The organism is Dyadobacter sp. CY312, assembly GCF_021390535.1.
Classification (GTDB): domain Bacteria; phylum Bacteroidota; class Bacteroidia; order Cytophagales; family Spirosomataceae; genus Dyadobacter.
Map to the genome: position 1 here is coordinate 491,522 of NZ_JAJUXG010000003.1, position 21,043 is coordinate 512,564.

The 21,043-nt window shown below is 42.6% G+C and carries 19 protein-coding genes; 12 read left to right on the forward strand and 7 right to left on the reverse strand.

What is annotated here, in order from left to right:
* Positions 1-105: 105 nt before the first annotated feature.
* The 4 genes from LZG71_RS06270 to LZG71_RS06285 all read left to right on the forward strand — a co-directional run bounded on the left by LZG71_RS06270 (position 106) and on the right by LZG71_RS06285 (position 7,061).
* A complete protein-coding gene (locus LZG71_RS06270; RefSeq protein WP_233818113.1) occupies positions 106-765 on the forward strand; it encodes a CoA pyrophosphatase in 660 nt (219 codons plus the stop codon).
* A 160-nt stretch (positions 766-925) separates the two neighbouring features.
* Positions 926-3,703 (forward strand): DNA gyrase/topoisomerase IV subunit A, encoded by a 2,778-nt coding sequence (locus LZG71_RS06275; protein ID WP_233818114.1) that lies wholly within the window; start codon positions 926-928, stop codon positions 3,701-3,703.
* 154 nt (positions 3,704-3,857) lie between these two features.
* Complete coding sequence (locus LZG71_RS06280; RefSeq protein WP_310587728.1) at positions 3,858-4,496, forward strand: ElyC/SanA/YdcF family protein; 639 nt, start codon at positions 3,858-3,860, stop codon at positions 4,494-4,496.
* A 48-nt stretch (positions 4,497-4,544) separates the two neighbouring features.
* On the forward strand, positions 4,545-7,061 hold the full coding sequence (locus LZG71_RS06285; protein WP_233818116.1) for a DUF5686 and carboxypeptidase-like regulatory domain-containing protein: 2,517 nt from the start codon (positions 4,545-4,547) through the stop codon (positions 7,059-7,061).
* Here LZG71_RS06285 and LZG71_RS06290 read toward each other — a convergent pair.
* Together LZG71_RS06290 and LZG71_RS06295 are read right to left on the reverse strand one after the other, a co-directional pair.
* Entirely contained in the window at positions 7,058-8,038 is a 981-nt protein-coding gene (locus tag LZG71_RS06290; protein WP_233818119.1) for an ABC transporter ATP-binding protein, read from the reverse strand. The two genes, LZG71_RS06285 and LZG71_RS06290, sit on opposite strands and share 4 nt — an antisense overlap.
* Position 8,039: 1 nt before the next feature.
* Positions 8,040-8,612 (reverse strand): nitroreductase, encoded by a 573-nt coding sequence (locus tag LZG71_RS06295; RefSeq protein ID WP_233818121.1) that lies wholly within the window; start codon positions 8,610-8,612, stop codon positions 8,040-8,042.
* A 242-nt stretch (positions 8,613-8,854) separates the two neighbouring features.
* Between LZG71_RS06295 and LZG71_RS06300 the strand changes: the two genes are divergently transcribed.
* Positions 8,855-9,175: a heavy metal-binding domain-containing protein gene (locus LZG71_RS06300; protein ID WP_233818122.1), complete on the forward strand. Its 321-nt coding sequence runs from the start codon at positions 8,855-8,857 to the stop codon at positions 9,173-9,175.
* Between the two features lie 76 nt (positions 9,176-9,251).
* On the opposite strand, the gene metF is transcribed toward LZG71_RS06300, so the two are convergent.
* Both metF and LZG71_RS06310 read right to left on the reverse strand, forming a co-directional pair.
* Positions 9,252-10,208 carry a methylenetetrahydrofolate reductase [NAD(P)H] gene (gene metF / locus LZG71_RS06305; RefSeq protein WP_233818124.1) on the reverse strand — a complete coding sequence of 319 codons (957 nt, stop codon included), beginning with the start codon at positions 10,206-10,208 and terminating at the stop codon, positions 9,252-9,254.
* 390 nt (positions 10,209-10,598) lie between these two features.
* Entirely contained in the window at positions 10,599-11,090 is a 492-nt protein-coding gene (locus LZG71_RS06310) for a GNAT family N-acetyltransferase (RefSeq protein ID WP_233818125.1), read from the reverse strand.
* Positions 11,091-11,274: 184 nt separating this feature from the next.
* Between LZG71_RS06310 and LZG71_RS06315 the strand changes: the two genes are divergently transcribed.
* On the forward strand, positions 11,275-11,991 hold the full coding sequence (locus LZG71_RS06315; RefSeq protein ID WP_233818127.1) for a YebC/PmpR family DNA-binding transcriptional regulator: 717 nt from the start codon (positions 11,275-11,277) through the stop codon (positions 11,989-11,991).
* Between the two features lie 7 nt (positions 11,992-11,998).
* Here LZG71_RS06315 and LZG71_RS06320 read toward each other — a convergent pair whose 3' ends face one another.
* A complete protein-coding gene (locus tag LZG71_RS06320; protein WP_233818128.1) occupies positions 11,999-12,445 on the reverse strand; it encodes a transcription elongation factor in 447 nt (148 codons plus the stop codon).
* Between the two features lie 357 nt (positions 12,446-12,802).
* Between LZG71_RS06320 and LZG71_RS06325 the strand changes: the two genes are divergently transcribed.
* From LZG71_RS06325 to rlmB, 5 genes are all read left to right on the forward strand, one after another.
* Complete coding sequence (locus LZG71_RS06325) at positions 12,803-13,723, forward strand: aspartate carbamoyltransferase catalytic subunit (RefSeq protein WP_233818130.1); 921 nt, start codon at positions 12,803-12,805, stop codon at positions 13,721-13,723.
* 132 nt (positions 13,724-13,855) lie between these two features.
* Positions 13,856-14,668 (forward strand): crotonase/enoyl-CoA hydratase family protein, encoded by an 813-nt coding sequence (locus LZG71_RS06330; RefSeq protein WP_233818132.1) that lies wholly within the window; start codon positions 13,856-13,858, stop codon positions 14,666-14,668.
* A gap of 40 nt (positions 14,669-14,708) precedes the next feature.
* The gene (locus tag LZG71_RS06335; RefSeq protein ID WP_233818134.1) at positions 14,709-15,599 is read left to right on the forward strand and encodes an SDR family oxidoreductase; all 891 of its coding nucleotides are present in this window, start codon (positions 14,709-14,711) and stop codon (positions 15,597-15,599) included.
* 73 nt (positions 15,600-15,672) lie between these two features.
* Positions 15,673-16,959, forward strand: coding sequence for a GWxTD domain-containing protein (locus tag LZG71_RS06340; protein ID WP_233818136.1), 1,287 nt, complete (start codon positions 15,673-15,675; stop codon positions 16,957-16,959).
* A complete protein-coding gene (rlmB, locus tag LZG71_RS06345) occupies positions 16,935-17,705 on the forward strand; it encodes a 23S rRNA (guanosine(2251)-2'-O)-methyltransferase RlmB (RefSeq protein ID WP_233818138.1) in 771 nt (256 codons plus the stop codon). The genes LZG71_RS06340 and rlmB overlap by 25 nt, the downstream gene beginning before the upstream one ends.
* 270 nt (positions 17,706-17,975) lie before the next feature.
* On the opposite strand, the gene mnmA is transcribed toward rlmB, so the two are convergent.
* Both mnmA and LZG71_RS06355 read right to left on the reverse strand, forming a co-directional pair.
* Complete coding sequence (gene mnmA, locus LZG71_RS06350) at positions 17,976-19,079, reverse strand: tRNA 2-thiouridine(34) synthase MnmA (protein ID WP_233818139.1); 1,104 nt, start codon at positions 19,077-19,079, stop codon at positions 17,976-17,978.
* Positions 19,080-19,210: 131 nt separating this feature from the next.
* Positions 19,211-20,254, reverse strand: a complete 1,044-nt coding sequence (locus tag LZG71_RS06355) for a hypothetical protein (RefSeq protein ID WP_233818358.1) — start codon at positions 20,252-20,254, stop codon at positions 19,211-19,213.
* A gap of 168 nt (positions 20,255-20,422) precedes the next feature.
* On the opposite strand from LZG71_RS06355, the gene LZG71_RS06360 reads away from it, so the two are divergent.
* Positions 20,423-21,043, forward strand: coding sequence for a molybdenum cofactor guanylyltransferase (locus LZG71_RS06360; RefSeq protein ID WP_233818141.1), 621 nt, complete (start codon positions 20,423-20,425; stop codon positions 21,041-21,043).

Below are 21,043 nucleotides of genomic sequence, written 5' to 3' on the forward strand. Positions count from 1 at the left end.
TTTGCGCAGAGAGTCTTTGATTGCAATCGGACTATTAAAACCGGGTTGTAATACAGGGATTTCCAGGGACCAGAGATCATACCAATTATTTAAAAATTACAGTCTATGGCCTCAGCAGGATCGTTTTCTTTGTTTACCAATCAGCTGGTTGATAACCTGAAATATCCGTTGCCCGGCGAAGCAGCTCACGTAGCTATGCAGGCTTCGTCGAAACTGAGACTGAGTGCCAAACCGAATAACAGAACACGAAAAAGTGCTGTTCTGATTTTGTTTTATCCGCATCAGGGCGAGATATATTTCCCACTGATTCTGCGTCCGGCTTACGACGGTGTACATTCCGGCCAGGTGGCTTTTCCGGGAGGCAGATACGAGTTGACAGACGAAAGTCTTATCCGTACCGCATTACGTGAAGCGCAGGAAGAAATAGGTCTCAGGCTGACCGACGTACGTATTTTAGGAACTTTAACGGAGCTCTTCATTCCACCAAGTAACTTTTACGTATTGCCGGTAATTGCGACCATCCCCTACCGCCCCGATTTTTATCCGGATCCAAGGGAAGTGGAAGATATTTTCGAGATAAAACTGAATGAAATTTCCGACGCGGGCATTATTGGAGCAAGTTATATTCAAATCCGTGGAGAACAGATTCACGCACCGCATTATGATGTGCACGGATACAAAATCTGGGGTGCCACAGCCATGATGATCAGTGAACTGCTGACCGTCATTAATGCCACCAACGAAGGCTCTAAAAATGAAAAATGAGCGCTGAAATTGCTATATTAGCGATATTGAAAAATAATCTTCCGGAAATCGTTCATCGGATTCCATGATTGCCAAATCTGTTGATTCGCCAGCGAATCCGGTAAGAAATTGATTTAATTAAAATTTACAGAATATTTAAACCCTGGTTCTTCCTTCATTTATGGACGAAAACGGATCTGCACCCGAAGCAGAAGATAGCGAACTACATGAAAAATTGCCCATTTCGGGTTTATATGAAAGTTGGTTTCTCGATTATGCATCTTATGTAATTCTGGAACGTGCTGTTCCAGCCATTGAAGACGGATTAAAACCCGTCCAAAGGCGGATCATGCATGCTTTAAATGAAATGGACGACGGACGTTTCAACAAAGTTGCCAACGTTGTCGGATCATCCATGCAATATCACCCGCACGGTGATGCTTCTATATACGACGCAATTGTAAATATTGGTCAGAAAGAACTGCTTTTCGATACGCAGGGAAACTGGGGAGATATACGTACAGGCGACGGTGCTGCGGCCGGTCGTTACATTGAAGTGAGGCTTTCCAAGTTTTCCAGAGAAATTGTTTTTAACGACAATACCACCGAATGGCAGCTTTCATACGATGGACGTAAAAGAGAACCGGTAACGCTACCTGTAAAATTCCCGCTTTTGCTTTCACTCGGCGTGGAAGGTATTGCGGTTGGGTTATCTACCAAAATACTTCCGCACAATTTTTGCGAGCTGATTGAAGCGTCAGTAAACATTCTTCAGGGAAAAGAAGTCGTTATTTTTCCTGATTTTCTCACAGGTGGACAAATAGACGTTTCCAACTACAGCGACGGGCATCGCGGCGGCAAAGTGCGCGTGCGGGCTAAAATTGAAGAAGAAGATAAAAAAATGCTGGTGATCCGGGATATCCCATTCGGAACCACCACCACTTCACTGATCGAATCCATTGTAAAAGCCAATGACGGCGGTAAGATAAAAATCCGTAAGGTAGTGGATAACACCGCAGCTGATGTGGAAATACAGGTGCATCTGGCGCCCGGTGTTTCTCCGGACATTACCATGGATGCACTTTACGCGTTTACCGAATGTGAAGTTTCCATTTCACCCAATGCCTGTATCATCATCGCCGACAAACCTCATTTTGTTGGCGTTACAGAAATATTAAAATACAATACACAGCAAACGGTTCATCTTCTTCAGCGTGAGCTGGAAATAAAGAGGCTCGCCTTGCTGGAAAAAATCCTGTACGGATCTCTTGAAAAAATATTCATTGAAAACCGTATTTACCGGGATATTGAGGAGTGCGAAACATTTGAGGCTGTTATCAGAACCATCGACAAGGGTCTTGATCCTTATAAACCGCAGTTTTACAGAGAAATAACTGACGATGATATTGTAGAGCTCACTGAAATCCGCATCAAGCGTATTTCTAAATATGATGGTTATAAGGCAGATGAGCTCATGCGGAAATGGCAGGATGAACTTGCAGAAACGGAAGACAACCTTGCGCACATTACCCGCTTTGCCATTGACTATTTTAAAGACCTTTTAAAGAAATACGGAAAAGGCAGAGAACGCAGAACCGAAATACGGGCGTTCAATCAGATTTCCGCAAATATCGTAGCAGCCAACAACCAGAAACTGTACGTTAACCGTGCCGAAGGTTTTGTTGGTTATGGTTTAAAAAAGGATGAGTACGTGATGGATTGCTCCGATATCGACGACATCATCGTATTCAAGGCCGACGGCAAATGTGTGGTTGTGAAGGCTCAGGACAAGATTTTTGTCGGCAAGGACATTATTCACTGTGCGGTATTTGTCAAGAATGACGAGCGTAAGGTGTACAATCTCGTTTATGTGGATGGAAAAACGGGCGTTTCTTATATCAAACGCTGCCAGATCACAGCTGTAACACGTGACCGTGAGTACGACCTTACCCAAGGCACACCCAAGTCCAAGATTACCTACTTCACTGCGAACGATAATGGTGAGGCAGAAATAATTACAGTAAACCTACAAGCCCAAAGCAAAGCGAAAGTGAAACAATTTGACTTCAATTTCGCTGATCTGCTTATCAAAAACCGTAGTGCGATGGGAAATATCCTGACCAAATATCCGGTTAGGAAATTAACCCTCAAACAGGCGGGCCGCTCAACCCTTGGTGGTGTGGATATGTGGTTCGACCCAATTATCGGACGACTGAACCGTGATGAACGAGGCGAATACCTGGGTAACTTTGGTGCCTCCGACAACATTCTGGTGGTATACAAAGATGGAACTTACGAGCTTACCAACTTTGACCTGACCAATCATTATGTTTCCAATGAGGTAGTACTGGTTAAAAAGTTTGATCCGAAACTTGCTGTAACGGCCATTTATTTTGATGGAGGACAAAAACAGCATTTTATCAAACGCTTTAATATTGAAACCACCTCGCTGGATAAGAAATTCTTATTCATCAGTGATGCCAAAAACAGTAAGTTGCTTCTTGCAAGCACCGACAAACATCCGAGGATGGAAATATCACTTCCCAAAACGGCCGATACTGATCGTAAGAGCAGTGAATATGTGATTGAGGAATTGGTTGATATCCGCGGATGGAAAGCCATGGGCAATAAACTTCCTTACGATAAATTTAAGGAGATACGCTGGCTGAAATCACTTCCGGAACAGCCAGAGGAGGAGCCTGCTCCCGTTGAAACAGAAGAAACGAATGAAGAGAGCGGCGAATCAGGGGAGGAATTCACTGTTACCGAAAACAACGAGGATGAGACCATCTCTTCTGAAGTGTCTGAAACAGAAATTGTAACAGAGGAAAATGATTTAGCAAAAACAGATGAAGGTGACGCACCCACACCAGAACCTGTTGAAGAAAAAGTTGTAAAACAGAAAAAAGAACCAAAAAAAGGGCTTGACCCCAAAAGTCAGCTCGGTCTTTTTGAATAAAATACTGCTCACTTTTTGTTGCCGGAAATTAACTTTCGTTTCTTGGCAACAAAAAGTTACCAAACCTGCGTACGGTTATGGACGATAAAAAGTTTTAAACGAACCAGAAAGCAGTGATGGGTTGTTAGGTTTTAAGACTATCCTCAATTCAGAAGTGAAAAATTTGATCAAGGCTATCATCCTCTTAGCATTTGTCAGCTTGGTTTTCATCTTGCTCTGTAATTTCTGGGTGGTTTATAATACGCGCCAATACAACTTTTTCTCCATTGAAAGCCTCCCTAGTAATGACGTAGCACTCGTGTTGGGCACCAGCCGCAATACTGAGAGAGGAAAGGAGAATCTGTTTTTCAAATACAGAATGGAGGCAACAGCCCGGTTATTCAAGGAAGGCAAGATCAAATACATCATTCTCAGCGGAAACAATGATTCTCAATATTATAACGAACCGCTGGATATGAAAAAAGCATTACTGAACCTTGGCGTGCCGGAAAATGTGATGACCCTGGATTATGCAGGATTTCGTACATTCGATTCGGTTGTAAGATGTAAGCAGGTTTTCAATCAGGATAATTTCACGGTGATCTCACAGAATTTCCATAATGCACGGGCTTTATACATTGCCCGACACGAAGGAATAAGCGCCATATCATTTGCGGCTCAGGACGTGCCCGACGGATATTCGCTTCGGACACTGGTTCGGGAATATCTGGCCAGACCAAAAGCAGTACTTGACGTACATATTTTGAGACCAAATGCTGATGTTACGTCAAACAAGGAGATAAAAAGAAGGTAAATGCCGGAATGAAAAATTGCTTTTGCCTTTACACGCCATGAAACATCAATGAACAAAAACATACTTCTCCTGATATTAATCTTAACAGGAACAATCTCAGGTGCTTACTCCCAGACAAATTATACTATAAAGGGGCGTATCACAGATGCTTCCACCGGCGATCCTATACCCTTTGCTAATGTTGCGGTAAAGTCCTCTTCATCAGGAGCTACTACAAATTTTGATGGCTTTTACCAGTTAAAATATACCCCGCCGGCCGACTCACTGATTGTAACTTATGTCGGTTATGGAAACAGAAGCAAAGCTATCGCGCCGAATGTGCCAGAACAAACCCTTGATATACAACTTACACCAGGCGCACTCCAGCTTCACGAAGTAAAAATATTTGCAGGAGAAAACCCTGCTTACGCCATCATGCGGAAAGTTGTTGCCAACAAAAAGGAAAATAATCCTGAAAACGTATCCGCGTACGAATATCAAAGCTACAATAAGATACAGATCGATATTGATAATCTTTCCGAGAAATTCAGGAAGCGGAAGGCGATTAAAAAGATGACGCATATTGTGGACAAGTACGATGAGATTAAGGGGGAAGACGGCGAAACGATCATCCCGATCTTTATATCAGAATCGGTATCCAGTGTCTATTTTAGAAATAACCCGAAGAAAAAGAAGGAGATCATTCAGAAAACCAAAGTCTCAGGCGTTGGACTTACAGATGGAAGTCTGGTTTCGCAGGTTGTTGGTTCATCGTTTCAACAGTATAATTTTTATAACAACTGGCTCAATATTCTTGAAAAGGACTTTGTGTCACCCATAGCGGACAGCTGGAAAATCAACTACGAATACTACCTCGCCGACAGCATACCGAATGGGAATGGATACGATTATCAGATCGAGTTTGAGCCTCGCAGAGAGCAGGATCTTGCGTTCACAGGTTCTTTCTGGATAGATGGAGATGGTTACGCGCTCACCCAAATTGATGCAAACGTTGGAAAGCGCGCCAATCTGAATTTCATTGAAAAAATTAAAGTTCAGCAATCTTATGAATTGGCCGACTCGGCAAAACGATGGGTACCACAAAAAACGCGTGTGCTTATTGATGTAGACGAACCCACGAAGCAAACCGCAGGAATGCTTTTGAAATTCTATTCTTCCAACTCAAATTATAAAATTGGCGCTCCGCTAAGCAACAAATTTTATGACACTGGCATAGAGCTTAGCGAAGACTATATGCAACACGATTCCACCTTCTGGAAACAAAGCAGACCTGAATCACTCACACCCTCAGAAATACTTAGTTTTCAGCTCGTTGACTCTCTGAAAGTACTGCCCGTTGTAAAAACCTACACCGAGATCCTGAATATTTTTGTGAACGGATACAAAAAACTGGACAAATGGAACATTGATATCGGACCATATCTGTTTCTATATGCCAACAATGCAGTGGAAGGTCACCGTTTTCGCCTCGGTTTCCGAACCGATCCCGGATTTAGCAGAAAGTGGATTTTTAGTGGCTATGGTGCGTATGGCACCCGCGACAAGGAGTTTAAATATGGAGCAGGAATGGATTACATTCTCTCCCGCAAACCGTGGACCATGGCCGGGATCTCCTATTCAAAAGACCTGGAGAGACTTGGTGTTTCAGCAGAAACCATTGGACCTAATACGCTCTTTGGCGCGTTTTCCAGATTTGGTGCTTTCCGACGTGCTTATTGGCAGGAGGATGTCGCGGCATATTTCAGAAGGGAAGTTGTGAAAGGACTTACGGGAAGTATTCAACTAAAACACAGAAACTTTAAGCCGTTATTTCCTTTTGCATACAAAACCAATCCGGAAGCCGGTATTGAATCTCCATTGAAAAGTGCTTTTGAAACCACTGAGCTTAACTTTGAAACGAGGCTCGCAAGAAAGGAAACCTTCCTGCAAAATGATAATGAGCGGATAAGCATGGGCAACGGTGACTCGCCAGCATTTACATTTCGCTACACACTTGGACTTAAAAACTTCCTAAGCGGGGATTTTAGTTATCAAAAGTTTTCTTTCAATGTAAAACATAGTTTCCGGGTCGGTATTTTAGGTCGTACACATTACAATCTTACGGTTGGGTACATTCCGTCCACACTACCCTATCCGCTGCTGTATACGCCACTTGGAAACGAATCGCTCTTTTATGTTGACAATGCATTCAACATGATGAAATATTTCGAATTCATCAGCGACAAATATGTTGTACTAAGAATGGAGCACAATTTTGAAGGGCTACTTTTCAACAGGCTTCCAGCCATTAGAAAATTGAAATGGCGTATGCTGGCTACCGGAAAGCTATTTTATGGGAGCGTGAGCGATGCAAATCTTAATCTTACTCCCTCCGTTGATAACGAAGGAAACAGTATTCCTACATTTAATAAATTAAGCGGAAATACGCCCTATGTAGAACTCGGCTATGGCATTGACAATATTTTTAAGGCGGGCCGGGTCGATTTCGTTCACCGGCTCACCTACCTCAAAAATCCGAACGTAACTCCTTTTGCTGTTAAAATCTCGTTCTGGTTTAACCTTTAATGAATAATCATCACATCACGTGATGAATAAGTGAGAAATACCGTCTCTCCAATTTCAAGATCCTTTTTATTTCTGTAAAAAGATAATGAGCCTTGTTTGTTGGTACAACGTACTTCCCAGTGATTACCATGAAAACGGATGGATTCCACTTGTCCCGTCCATTTACTTTTCTCAGGGTTTTTAGTCCTTTTAATTTTTTCGGGGCGTATAAAGTTTTTCTTTCCCGATTTGCCATCTCCCAGCCAATTGATATCTCCCGTCAGCTCGGCCACATAACTGTCAACCGGCTGATTGTATACTTCCTGTGGCGTGCCGATTTGGATAATTTCACCATTCCTGAGCACAGCAATCCTGTCCGACCAGGCAAGCGCATCTGACGCTTCATGCGTTACAAAAATGCAGCTCATCTTCTGTTCCTGTCGCAGGCTTTCAATAGCATCAGCCAACACCCTCCGGTTGTGATTATCAAGATGGGCAAAAGGCTCATCAAGTAACAACACGTCCGGTTGCTCGGCAAGCGATTTGGCAATGGCAGTACGCTGCTTTTCTCCACCAGATAGTGTCTTTGCTTTTTGCTGACTTACCGCATTCAGGGCAGTTATTTCCAGCAATTCAGCAACGCGTTCCTTCTTGTATTCAGGATCGTAAAACCGGAGAGAATAAGCAATATTCTCTTCAACCGTCTGATTGGGGAATAGCTCAAACTCCTGGTGTATGAGCTTAATGGATTCGTGCCCCGGAATGAGTTCCCCGCTAACAGGCGGCAGAGCTTCTCCTTTGAAGTATACCTCTCCCGAGTCAGAATCAAGAAAACGACCAAGTATACGAAGCAACGTGCTTTTACCGGATCCGCTTTCACCTAAAATCCCCAGCCATTCGCCGTTGGACAAATCAAGATTTATATCTGATAAAACACTTGACGAACCATACTTTTTATAAAGAGATGAGGCTTTCAGGGTTAACCTTGTTTTTTTCATGTCAGGCCCAAATCACTTTATTTTCAATTGGCGTACGGCGCGCAGGCGCTTCGGGTGCGTCGTGGTAACCCATGAAAAACAGTCCAAGACATTTCTGATTGGCGGGCAGTTCGAGGAACTGACCAAGTATGTCAAGGATGGCAGGACTGCTCCAATACGATCCGATTCCGTAAGCAGTGGCGGTTAGCCACATATTTTGCACAGCGCAGGCCACGGAAGCCGTTTCTTCCCATTCAGGAACTTTGTCAGGATGTACTTCCATGTTGACCGCAATCACACAGTCAGACTTTAAGACTTTATCACTGGCAGCATCGTAGCGCGCCTGAGAGAAAGATTCGGGAGGTGTTACGGCCTTATATCGTTCCGAGAAAAATCCCGCCAGTTTTTGACGACTATCACCCTTGAATACGATAAACCGCCATGGTTCGGTCAGCTTATGTGTGGGTGCATAATTCGCGTTTTCAAGAATTGTATTAATAATTTCGACCGGAATCTCCTTTTCAATATAACTTGGAGGAAATATACTACGGCGGCTGCGAATGGTATTATTGATAATTTCTGCTGAGTTTCCCATTAAGATATTTTATAAAAAACTATTAAAATATGCACTGTAAGTCCTGCAAAGCTAATCAATATAATGATTGACCTGTAGCTGGCACAAATTAGGCATCCGCCCCTACCAATCATTCATAAGCATAAAATACCAGCGATTTAGCCTGAATGCCATTAAGCACGAAATATTTTACGTGTGCTATAAAATATTTTAACTTGCGCTGCAAATAAACCTCATACAACCAATCTACACGCCTCATTACTATGCTCGTTACTACAACACCTAACATTGAAGGAAAAAAAATCGTGAAGTACATAGGCCTTGTGAATGGCGAAGCCATCATAGGAGCCAATGTAATGAAAGATGTTCTTGCCAAAATAACTGACATCGTCGGCGGAAGATCGGGTTCCTACGAACAAGGATTACGTGAGGCAAAAAGTATTGCTCTTCGCGAAATGATGGATCAGGCACAAAGACTCGGAGCCAATGCGGTTATTGGTGTAGACCTTGATTTCGAAACGATAGGCAACAACGGCTCCATGCTCATGGTAAGCTCAAACGGAACCGCTGTGGTGATTGAATAGACTTTTACGTTTTAGTTCTTAGTGTAGAGAAGACAGTAAACTGACTCCTATTCATGTCGAACCAGCATTGCCCGGATTAAAAAACCTGGCGGGCTATTTGTGCCACGTTGTCGGACTTACCCATCGTATAAAAATGCAATACAGGAACGCCGTAAGCAAGCAGTTCCTTACACTGCTGCACGCCCCATTCGACACCAACCTGCCGAACTTCTTTATCAGTGGCGCATTGCATAGCAGCATTGGTAAGGTCCTCAGGAAATTCCAGGTGGAAGATGTTAGCGAGCACTGTCAGTTGCTTTTTAGTAGCCAGGGGTTTCAGCCCCGGTATAATAGGAACCGTAATTCCTTCTGCCCGGCATCTGTCTACAAAGCGGAAATATTTCTGATTATCAAAAAACATCTGGGTAACGATATAATCTGCACCCAGTTCCACTTTTTTACGCAAATAGTCAAAATCGGAATCGAGGCTCACTGCGTCAAAATGCTTTTCGGGATATCCTGCTACGCCTATGCAAAAGTCAGTGGGTGTGGTTTCAGTCTCGGCGTTAAGCAAAATCCCTTTATTCATATTGTCTACCTGAGTCACAAGTTCAGAGGCATAGGTATGTCCGCCTTTTTTTGCATGAAACACACCGGCAGATTTTTCAGGATCTCCGCGCAAGACCAATACATTATCAATACCAAGGTAATGGAGGTCGAAAAGTACATCTTCGGTTTCTTCTTTTGTGAAGCCTCCGCATATCACATGCGGGACTGCGTCAACATGAAAGCGCTCCATCAGCCTTGCACAGATACCGACGGTTCCAGGTCTTTTACGAACAGGAATACGTTCGATCACACCGTCATTCCCTACCCTGTCAATCAGCTCTTCGCGATGATAGGTTACATCAACAAAAGGTGGCTTAAATTCCATTAAAGGTGCTATTGAATCAAATAATTCATTGATATTCTGACCTTTAACGGGAGGAATTATTTCAATAGAAAATAAAGTTTTGCCCTGTGCCTGGCTAATAAACTCGGTAACTTTGGTCATGCTGTGGATTAATGCTTTTCAAAAAAATGTATACAAATGAACAGCATTTAGCCAACAAACCAATTAGCAAAGCACAAAAAAATGGCTTACCGCATTACAGTAAGCCATTCCACGTAAACCCTCCTCTATCAGTGTTCGTCAAAAAAGTTGGTAGGTAGTCTGACAGGGCGTCAGGTCCAAGCCAACAATTTGCTTGACTGAATACTAATAACTAAAATTCTGTGCCAAAGTATTAAACATATTCTGAATTCGCAAGCAAAGAGGAAAATTTGTCAAATAATTGTAGTTTAAGTACTACAATTTGATAGTAAAATCCTGACAAGATTCAATTTTCTAACAAAACCCCGATTTTTGCTGTTTACTATTTCGCCAAAAAAGGGAAAAGCTTCCTCAATTTGTTACATATCCATTTTCAAGAGATTTTGACTGTATTTCTCGGGTCATTTCTATGTGCTCTATGTCATCTTCAAGATACACCTCACCTGACTGCACAAAGCCAAACAGCCCATAAAACCTTTTGAGATAAAGCTGAGCACCTATGCGTATGACTGATTTTCCGAAAAACTTGTCAACCTGTGCTATGGAAACATTCAATAATTCGACACCCAACCCTAAGCCGCGCCCCTTTCCGGAGACAACAATACGCCCAATGGAAGGAAATTCGTAAGATACACCCGGTGGAACGATGCGGGAATAGGCGAGTAAATCACCATCCTTCCAACCCAGCAAATGCCTGCATTTTTGATCCTTATTATCCATATCCATAAAATTGCATTGCTGCTCTACCACAAAAACCTCACTTCGCAAGCGCAGCAGCTGATATAATTCTTCATTGGTGAGTTCGTCAAATTCCCTGACCGACCAGGTGAGTTTCAATTCCATTTTCAACAATTTAGTCCTTAAAGATTATGATTTATGTCTGATTTTAACTGTCTTTTATAAATTTGCAACATAATTAGATATAGCGTCACAATTTGACAAATGATATTTCTCCCGGGGAAGCCAAATCGAAGCTATACTATGCATTTAAGTATCAGAAAAACAACATTTTAATCGGACAGTAAAAATGGGAAGAGCCTATGAATACAGAAAAGCGCGGATGTTCAAGCGTTGGGACAAAATGGCAAAGACATTTACAAGGATTGGTAAAGATATCGTACTCGCTGTAAAAAGCGGAACAGCCGACCCTAATACCAATGCACGACTTCGTGTTCTTCTTCAGAACGCACGGGCTGCAAACATGCCAAAAGATACAGTTGAAAGAGCAATAAAGAGAGCCACTTCCAAAGATCAGGAAGATTATAAAGAAATGGTATATGAAGGATACGGACCGCATGGTGTAGCCATCCTGGTGGAAAGTACCACCGATAACCCTACCCGTACCGTAGCCAACGTAAGAAGCTATTTCAACAAACTGGGAGGTAGCCTCGGAACAAGCGGAATGCTGGACTTCATTTTCGACCGCAAATGTATTTTCAAAGTAAAAAATGACGGTTCAAAAGATGTAGAAGAGCTGGAATTCGAACTGATCGATTTTGGTGGCGAAGAAGTTTTCCTTGACGACGAAACCAATCTGATCAACATATATGGCGAGTTCACAGCATTCGGAACGTTACAGCATTATCTTGAAGAAAACGGTTTCGAGATCATTGAAGCGGATTTCGAAAGAATTCCAAGCGATACAAAAAAACTGACCGAAGATGAAGCAGCGGAGGTTGAGAAACTGATCGAGAAGATTGAGGATGATGACGATGTGCAGCGCGTTTATCACAACATGGCTTAATCACCGCTCATATTAATTGTAAAATGGTGTGTTCCTTATTCTGAAAACGAAATTTATCTTTTTCGTTTTTACCCAGAAGCGACAGCCCCACGGGAGATGAAGATGAAACCGCGATGATGGTTTCATCTTCAAATTTCAACAATCCCAGACTTACCGAAATAAAAAACCACCCGGCCGTTGTCCGGATCAGAGAACCCACAGCTCCACGCTCTGGAACACCGCTGTTTCCTATTCTCTCTATTACAGTACGCTCTATCCTGAATTGTTCATATTGCTTTGCGTGCATGTTCCGGTCAAGCTGCCCCATAGATCTGGATGTTTCATATTTGTCACCCATCGAACTCTTCCCCTGATCATTAGCCGACGCCTGAGCCGCTTCCATCGCTTCCCAGGCCACCTGCATTTTTTCTTCCAAAAGACCTTTTACGTACGTAACGAGAGACTGCTTATTCATTTTTTACCAATACTTTAAATTCGTTCTTCCGGGGAAATATGCTATTTCACTCAGGTACCCCTTCCCGGCAATCGCGTTAAAGATACAAATGCAATCCTCCTTAAGTTTACTCAGGCCTGTTGTTTTCACAAAAGAGTAAAAATTTGGAAACGCCTTTCTCCTCAATAATTGTAATAAGCATTGGGTCCGGTTAAATGAAATTTTGCAGTTTTTTTATTCAAGCCAAACCAAATAACTATCAATTGCTTACGATTGACACAGCTGCATTGAAAAATTATAATTCACCAAGAAAATACAATTTCAATTTTCTCATTCCCCCATCCTTACTATCTTTGCCAAACTTCTTGAAACTAAGCGATGACAAAACTTTCAGTTCGGCACTTACTTGGAATTAAAAACCTGAACGAAAATGATATTCACACAATTTTAGAGACTGCTACTCAATTTAAAGAAGTCATAAATCGCCCCATCAAGAAAGTCCCATCTCTTCGGGATATTACCATTGCCAACGTATTTTTCGAAAATTCCACCCGTACCAGACTATCATTTGAACTTGCCGAAAAACGCTTGTCTGCTGATGTAGTCAACTTTTCCGCTTCGGGAAGCTCCGTGAAAAAGGGAGAAACGCTGCTCGATACAGTCAACAATATTCTGGCGATGAAAGTGGACATGATCGTGATGCGCCACAGCAGCCCCGGTGCACCACATTACCTGTCTTCCCGCATTCCCGCAAACGTCGTAAACGCAGGAGACGGTACCCATGAGCACCCTACCCAGGCATTACTCGACGCGTTTTCGATGCAGGAAAAACTGGGAGATCTGACAGGAAAGAAAATTGCCATCATTGGTGATATTACACATTCACGCGTGGCCTTGTCAAACATCTTCTGCCTTCAGAAACTGGGAGCCGAAGTAATGGTTTGCGGTCCTTCCACGCTCATTCCCAAACACCTTGGAGAATTAGGGGTAAAGATTGGCCACAATGTAAAAGAAGCTTTGCAGTGGTGCGACGTAGCCAACGTGTTGCGGATTCAACTTGAAAGACAGCAGATTAAATACTTCCCCTCTCTTCGCGAATACTCGCTGTACTTTGGAATCAACAAAGCCATGCTCGACGATCTGAACAAGGAAATCGTTTTGATGCACCCAGGCCCGATCAACAGAGGCGTCGAACTTACTTCTGATGCCGCGGATTCCAAACATTCTATTATCCTTAATCAGGTAGAAAACGGAGTGGCAGTGAGGATGGCGGTTCTATACCTTCTTGCACAACAATAATATCCACCAAGAATAAATTCCTGTATTTTGTTGATTTTATCCTAACAGGTGACGGATCATATCCTCAAAATTTTATATTTGTATTGGTATGCAAGCATACCAATATAAATATCAATCTCTTCATCTAAAATCATGCATTCTTACAAAACACTGAAAATTAGCATTAGCGACCATATTGCGGTAGTGAAGTTTAACCGACCCGAAAAAGCGAATGCTTTAAATGACGAGGTTTTCGAAGATATGCACCACGCCTTTGTGGCGTTGGACATGGATGACACCGTCAGGGTTATTATTCTGATGGCAGAAGGCAAACACTTCTGTTCAGGAATTGACCTTTCGATTCTTCAAAATATCAGCCAAACCAACCAGGCCTGTGGTGCTCGCAAAAGCGAGAACCTGAGGAAGCAAATTTTAAATTTACAAGCTTCAATTTCGGCGATTGAAAATTGCAGCAAGCCTGTTATTACCGCCGTTTCGGGAGGTTGCATTGGTGCCGGACTGGATGTGATAAGCGCCTGCGATATGCGTTATGCCAGCGAAGATGCATTCTTTTGTATTAAAGAAATTGACATGGGTATTGTAGCAGATTTGGGAACACTGCAAAGATTGCCCCGGCTCATTCCGGAGGGGCTGGTTCGCGAACTCGCTTTTACGGGCAGAAATGTACTTCCGGCAGAAGCAGAAAAAATCGGGCTTGTCAATCGATATTTTCAGGGCCGGAATGAGCTGAATGAAGCAGTTCATGCAATTGCGGCTGATATCGCTTCCAAATCGCCGGTTTCGGTAAGAGGAACAAAGCACATTCTGAATTACAGCCGGGACCATTCTGTATCTGAAGGCCTCAACTACATTGCAACCTGGAATGCAGCTATGCTACTTTCAGAGGATCTAACAGAGGTATTTACAGCCAAACAAGAGAAAAGAAATCCTGAATTCCGAGATTGAATTCATTTTAAATCAACAATCCATCTAAACCAGGAATAAAATGCAACACCTTGAAGGAATGCTAAGAGACGGAGCACTGGATCATAAAACCATCATCGTCACCGGCGGAGGAACAGGATTAGGAAAATCCATGGCGACCTACTTCTTGAAATTGGGTGCCAACGTGGTGATATGCAGTCGTCGGCAGGAAGTTATTGACAATACTGCAAAAGAATTAACAGAACTAACAGGCGGGAATATTCTCGCAGTTGCCTGTGATGTTCGTAAACCCGAGCAGATTGAGAATGTGATCGCTCAGAGCATTGCTAAATTTGGCCGGGTTGATGGATTGGTGAATAATTCCGCCGGTAATTTTATCAGTCCTACCGAACGTTTGTCTTACAAAGCTGTTGATGTGGTGGTCGACATCGTTTTACGTGGTACTTACTACTTTACCCTGGCATTGGGCAAATACTGGATTGAGAATAAAATCAAAGGTACTGTGTTGAATATCTCCACTACCTATGCATGGACCGGCTCCGGCTGGGTTGTTCCGTCGGCCATGGCAAAAGCTGGTGTACTGGCCATGACCAAATCGCTTGCATTTGAATGGGCGGACCATGGTATCAGGCTCAATGCCATAGCTCCCGGTCCCTTTCCAACCAAAGGTGCATGGGAACGACTTTTCCCGGAAGAACTGGCGAAAAAATTCTCCTTCGAAAGCCGGATACCATTAGAAAGAGTGGGTGAACACCAGGAACTTACTAACCTGGCAGCCTACCTGATCTCGGATTATTCTGCCTACATGACCGGAGAGGTAATCACCCTTGACGGGGGGGAAGTATTGGCTGCCGGACAGTTTAATTTCCTTAAAGAAGTTACTGACGAACAATGGGATGCCATTGAAGGTCAAATAAAAAATGCGAATCGGGACAGTAAGAAATCAGAATAATAATTTTCTTCCGGTTTTATTGGGTAATTTTGCCCGTTCGTTCGTTATTTGACAAAATGATGAAAACATGTATATGAAAACTACATTAGGAGTATATCTTTCTTTATTTGCGGCACTTATAGTGGCGGGCTGTGCATCTTCGGGCAAAGTAGCAAAACCTTTGCCGGAAGCTCAGGTATATGCACCTAATCAAACTCCTACGGCCGTTAAAGAGGAACTGGCACTGGTTTCTATTCAGAGCAAATATTTATTGAAAGATACCACTCAGGTCAAAGTATACCTATATGTAGACGCTTATCGTGGAAAAAACAGTATTTCAGTTGATGATTTCATCAAAATATACAATGTCAATTATGTAATTTATTCGGACTATGGTGCCCGTGATCGCTTGGGTTATGGAAATGTGAAGCTTAACGAAAGTAACGTAAGCAAAGCCGGAAATAAAATTGTGATTAGTTTTGATGTTAAGAGTCCCAACAAAGATTACGGAGTATTACTGAGTGAAATCAGTCAGACCGGAACGTTGAAAAAAGTCCTTAACGACCTGACTATCAGATTTAAAAAACAGAATACCAACGAACTTTACGGAGTTTATACATCAGCAAGCTCTGAACCGCTGCAACGTCACTATATTAATTCCAACGATCCGTTCACGATCAAACGGGTGACCGGAGGATCTGACCAGCTTCATGTTTTTTACTATAAACACAGTTTTGACGCAGCGGGATCACCCATGAATACTGCGCCAAAAACCGCACCAAGATCACTGGAAGTGGATAGCTCGTTTACAATTAACAGCAACGAAACTTTACGCTTTGAAAAGGAAGGCCTTTATAACGTGTTTTCTGATACAACGCAGTCGGAAGGAATGGGCTTACTTGTAGTAAATGAGCGCTTTCCGAAAATGACCCACCCCGAAGCATTACTTGGGCCGTTGCTGTATATGAGCACGAATACAGAGATTAACGAAATAAAAAAAGCACAGGATTATAAGAAAGCACTTGATAAGTACTGGCTGAATCTGATGAATGGCAATGAAGCCCTGGCGCAGCAGTCAATCAAATCATTTTACAGCCGGGTAGAAGAAGCAAATCAATTGTTTACAACTTATAAAGAAGGCTGGAAAACAGATAAGGGAATGATTTACATTGTTCTTGGATCTCCGGATAAAGTACAACGTAGCAAAGACCGTGAGGTTTGGACCTACGAACAGCGCGGAAATGCGCAGAACGTCAATTTTACATTTAACAGAAGAAACAATCAATTTGTGGATGATCATTACGAACTGGTTCGGTACGCCGAATATCAGCCGATTTGGTATCCAGTAGTAGAAGCATGGAGAAACGGAACTATACGGTAAGAAAACCCGCCCCAAGACAGTCCCAGGCCGATATGGTTTTTGGTACACAGTCTGTACTTGAAACCCTTCGTTCAGGAAAAGAGATCGAACGATTATTTATTCAAAGAGAGTTCGGCCTTGCTGAAATCGAAAAACTGGCAAAGGAACTTGGTGTTCCATTTCAGCGCGTACCCGTTGAAAAGCTGAATCGTGTTACAAGAAAGAATCACCAGGGGGTGATTGCTTTTGTATCTCCGATCCAGTATATGCCTCTTCATAATGTACTGTCGCAGGTATACGAGGACGGAAAAACACCTCTGTTCCTGCTTCTTGACAGGGTAACGGACGTAAGAAACTTTGGTGCCATTGCTCGTACAGCCGAATGTGCTGGTGTGCAGGCCCTGATTGTACCGATGAAAGGTGGAGCTCAGATTAATGCCGACGCAATGAAGACCTCATCTGGTGCACTCAATTTCCTGCCGGTTTGCCGCGAACCTAACTTGTACGAAACGTTGCTATATCTCCGTAACAGTGGTTTACAAATTATCGCTTGTACTGAAAAAACGGAAAAATCACTTTATGAAATTGACTTTTCTATTCCGACTGTGATCATCATGGGTTCGGAAGAAGATGGTATTTCAAAAGAGTTCATACAGCTTGCCGACAGCGGTGCAAAAATCCCGCTTAACGGCCAGGTTGAATCACTTAATGTATCCGTGGCTAGCTCTATTGTATTGTATGAGGCTGTGAGGCAACGGGCGGTATGATAGGAGAACTTAGGAAAAAGAAGTTAAGGAGTTAGAAAACAGGAGTTGAGAATTTATAGAAGCTAGAAAAACGGAAGTTATCTGGTTTTAGAAGTTAAAAAAGGGAGTTAGAAAAGTTGTTGATTTTGGTTTCCAGGTTTAACTGGTAATGCAAAATAACTTCTCTAACTCCCTTCAATTTTGATTGACTTCTCTACCCCTCTGGCTTCTATAACTTCCTTCGATTCCGCCCAACTCCTTACTACTGTAACTTCTTAATTCTTAACTTCACTACTGCCTGAAATTCTTCATAATCCAGCCTCCGCCAACTACATCATCTCCTTCATAGAAAACCGCTGCCTGACCTGGTGCGATGCCATTGACACCATCATGGAAATGAGCTTTAATTTTTCCAGGTTCGTCAGGAATCAATAACGCGGGCGTCCCGTCGTGTTTGTAGCGCACTTTGGTAACAGTTTCCAGTGGCTCGGTGATCCCATCGTATTTCTGCCAGTTGAGCTTACCGACAACCATTCCGTCACGGAACAAATCCGGCAGATCGCCCAGAACTACTTCATTGCTTTCTTTTCGAACCTCGGTAACAAAAACAGGCCTGCCAAGTGCAATTCCTAGTCCTTTACGCTGACCAACTGTGTAAAACGGATAACCTTCGTGTTTTCCCACTACCGTACCGTCTTCATAAACAAAGTTTCCACCTGCCACTTCCGCTTCCAAACCAGGAATACGGCGTTTTAAAAAACCACGGTAGTCATTATCGGGAACAAAACAGATTTCGTAACTCTCAGCTTTATTTACCAGATCAATAAAACCACGTTCTCTTGCCATTTCCCGAATTTCGGTTTTATGCAAATAGCCCAAAGGCAATTTTGTTCTGGAAAGGCTTTCCTGCGATACTCCCCAAAGCACATAACTCTGATCTTTCCAGCTGTCAATTCCTTTTGAAACGTAATGCCTGCCGTTATTAAATTGCATATTGGCATAATGTCCGGTTGCAATAAACTCGCAATCCAGTCGATCAGCACGTTTCAAAAGCGCATCCCATTTGATGTGCGTATTACACAATACACATGGATTTGGTGTGCGACCTTCCAGATATTCGCCTGTGAAGTGATCGATCACATAATCTCCGAATTCGGCGCGTATGTCCAATATATAATGAGGAAAACCGAGTTCGACGGCTATACTTCTTGCGTCATTGATGGAGTCGAGCGAGCAACAACCTGTTTCTTTTTTGGTTCCTCCGCTGCTTGCGTAGTCCCAGGTTTTCATCGTCATACCAATGACCTCGTAACCTTGTTCATGTAACATAACAGCTGCCAGAGAGCTGTCGATACCGCCACTCATGGCGACTAAAATTCTTCCGTGTTTGCTCATTGCGAGAATCAGCGAAGGTTGAATGCCTTCCGATTTGGTTAATTTGAAAAAATGTTAACGGTCTGTTTCAGCCGTTAAGTTCCGCAAAGGTAGAGATATTGCAGGACATTACGTCCAGACGTGCATGCCAACTACGCATTTACCTGTCTGATCACGTTTTTGATATTGAGCTCAATAATATCTGTCATACTCTCACAACTGTTGTAATGCAGGTCTTTATAATGTTTGGCCAGACCCGAACTTAACAAATGTATATTTTCAGATGTTGAAATATTGTCTTTTTTGGAAACATCTCTCAGTTCCTTTAACCGATATCTTTCGCTTCTTGCCTGATACATGATCGACGATTGTTCTTCCTGCTGGTATTGCAATACGGTTTTGTCAGTAAGGTATTCCATTGCAAGCTCCACATATGCCCTGTTCTCCTTAAAAAACTGTGGCATATACACCTTCAAATTTCCCTCATAAAATTGCTGATCAAAGTCTATTGCACGCAGTCGGAACTGAAAATCGTCAAAATCCGGGGTGATCTGCATCACGAAATTATAAGCACGCATGTCGCCCAGCAAAGTGATCATGCACCTTTCATTAAACTTCACGAACTCTTTAGCGATCCGAATGGGATTATAATCGGTATGCCCAAGTCTGGTTTGCGCAAATACATCGCCCGGAATACCCGCAATGTGCTCCTCAATGAGGGTCTCACCATCCACCAGATAATTGACCTGATTTGGGGAAAAAATTTCTTCCAGTTCCAGTCCGTAAATGCGTGAAGCATCTGCTTTTTTTACATAGAAATAATCGTAAATATCATTGAGCCTGTTCACGATTTTAATGCGGAACGGATTTGAATTTCCAAATTTGCAATAGTCGATCCTGTCAATATATTTATGTTCCACAATACGCAGATTACCAGAGGCTTTCAACATGGCATACGCCTTTTTCAATCCTGAATGCAGCCTTTCAATTTCGTGCGGCGGATACATCGGACTTTCCCAAAGTGTATCCTTCCCAAACTTATCCATCACCGGAAATGACTCATGAAAGTGCAGCAGATCATGATAACCGACCGGAAGTCTGGCATCACGCTGATAAAATCTCAAATATTTTCTGAGTTCTGAACTAACCGGATAAATAGGTTTCTTTTTCAGAATTGTGACATCACCCTTTTCCATATTCACAAAGCCCGCAGGCATTTTTAACTAAAATCAACAAGAATTAAACCAAAAAAATGTGGTTGTCGTGTGTTCAAATTACAAAAATTCGTGCAAACTAATTTATCCTGAATCAAACCAAACCCTAGATAGGTCGTTAACTTTACGGAAGTAAATGAATTCAGCTAGATGAAAATACGGGATGATCTTTATGGATTGGTTGTTTGCGGCGGACAAAGTACCAGAATGGGTTCCGACAAAGGATTTCTTGTCTACCACGAAAAACCACAATGTTATCACCTCGCTGATTTGCTTTTGGAGGATCCAAATCCATTATGTTTCAAAGCTTTAATCTCTTGCAATGATAAACAGACAGCCTTAATTTCAAAAGATTACAGCGTTCTTACCGACCTCCCTGAATATCAAAACAGTGGTCCCATAGCATCTTTACTCACCGCTTTCGCTACCTTTTCAAATGTTGATTTTCTGGTTATAGGCTGTGACTATCCATTCATGCAGCATAGTGATCTGTTGGTTTTTCTCGAAAGTATTCAGGAAGATTCTCTTGCTGCTGCCTTTTATAACCACAACAATAAGTACGAGCCGCTTCTTGCCTGGTATTCCAAAAATACCGGTCGGCTGTTAAAAACGTTTTATGAAAACGGAGGTAAATCTTTACAGCATTTTCTAAAAGAGAATTCCGCGCGAAAACATCGGCCCGATAACAAAGAAGTAATGACCAGTGTAGACACACCAGAAGCTTTTATCTCCGCCAAAGCCATCTTGGCAAATCAGAAAACAAACCGCTAA

Bases quoted from the DNA above. Each gene is read 5' to 3' on its own strand.
- LZG71_RS06330 (WP_233818132.1), top strand. From the start codon at position 13,856: ATGCATTCTTACAAAACACTGAAAATTAGCATTAGCGACCATATTGCG.
- LZG71_RS06295 (WP_233818121.1), bottom strand. From the start codon at position 8,612: ATGGGAAACTCAGCAGAAATTATCAATAATACCATTCGCAGCCGCCGT.
- rlmB (WP_233818138.1), top strand. From the start codon at position 16,935: ATGGAGAAACGGAACTATACGGTAAGAAAACCCGCCCCAAGACAGTCC.
- LZG71_RS06270 (WP_233818113.1), top strand. From the start codon at position 106: ATGGCCTCAGCAGGATCGTTTTCTTTGTTTACCAATCAGCTGGTTGAT.
- LZG71_RS06300 (WP_233818122.1), top strand. From the start codon at position 8,855: ATGCTCGTTACTACAACACCTAACATTGAAGGAAAAAAAATCGTGAAG.
- LZG71_RS06335 (WP_233818134.1), top strand. From the start codon at position 14,709: ATGCAACACCTTGAAGGAATGCTAAGAGACGGAGCACTGGATCATAAA.
- LZG71_RS06320 (WP_233818128.1), bottom strand. From the start codon at position 12,445: ATGAATAAGCAGTCTCTCGTTACGTACGTAAAAGGTCTTTTGGAAGAA.
- metF (WP_233818124.1), bottom strand. From the start codon at position 10,208: ATGACCAAAGTTACCGAGTTTATTAGCCAGGCACAGGGCAAAACTTTA.
- LZG71_RS06340 (WP_233818136.1), top strand. From the start codon at position 15,673: ATGAAAACTACATTAGGAGTATATCTTTCTTTATTTGCGGCACTTATA.
- LZG71_RS06275 (WP_233818114.1), top strand. From the start codon at position 926: ATGGACGAAAACGGATCTGCACCCGAAGCAGAAGATAGCGAACTACAT.
- LZG71_RS06310 (WP_233818125.1), bottom strand. From the start codon at position 11,090: ATGGAATTGAAACTCACCTGGTCGGTCAGGGAATTTGACGAACTCACC.
- LZG71_RS06355 (WP_233818358.1), bottom strand. From the start codon at position 20,254: ATGGAAAAGGGTGATGTCACAATTCTGAAAAAGAAACCTATTTATCCG.
- mnmA (WP_233818139.1), bottom strand. From the start codon at position 19,079: ATGAGCAAACACGGAAGAATTTTAGTCGCCATGAGTGGCGGTATCGAC.
- LZG71_RS06285 (WP_233818116.1), top strand. From the start codon at position 4,545: ATGAACAAAAACATACTTCTCCTGATATTAATCTTAACAGGAACAATC.
- LZG71_RS06315 (WP_233818127.1), top strand. From the start codon at position 11,275: ATGGGAAGAGCCTATGAATACAGAAAAGCGCGGATGTTCAAGCGTTGG.
- LZG71_RS06290 (WP_233818119.1), bottom strand. From the start codon at position 8,038: ATGAAAAAAACAAGGTTAACCCTGAAAGCCTCATCTCTTTATAAAAAG.
- LZG71_RS06360 (WP_233818141.1), top strand. From the start codon at position 20,423: ATGAAAATACGGGATGATCTTTATGGATTGGTTGTTTGCGGCGGACAA.
- LZG71_RS06325 (WP_233818130.1), top strand. From the start codon at position 12,803: ATGACAAAACTTTCAGTTCGGCACTTACTTGGAATTAAAAACCTGAAC.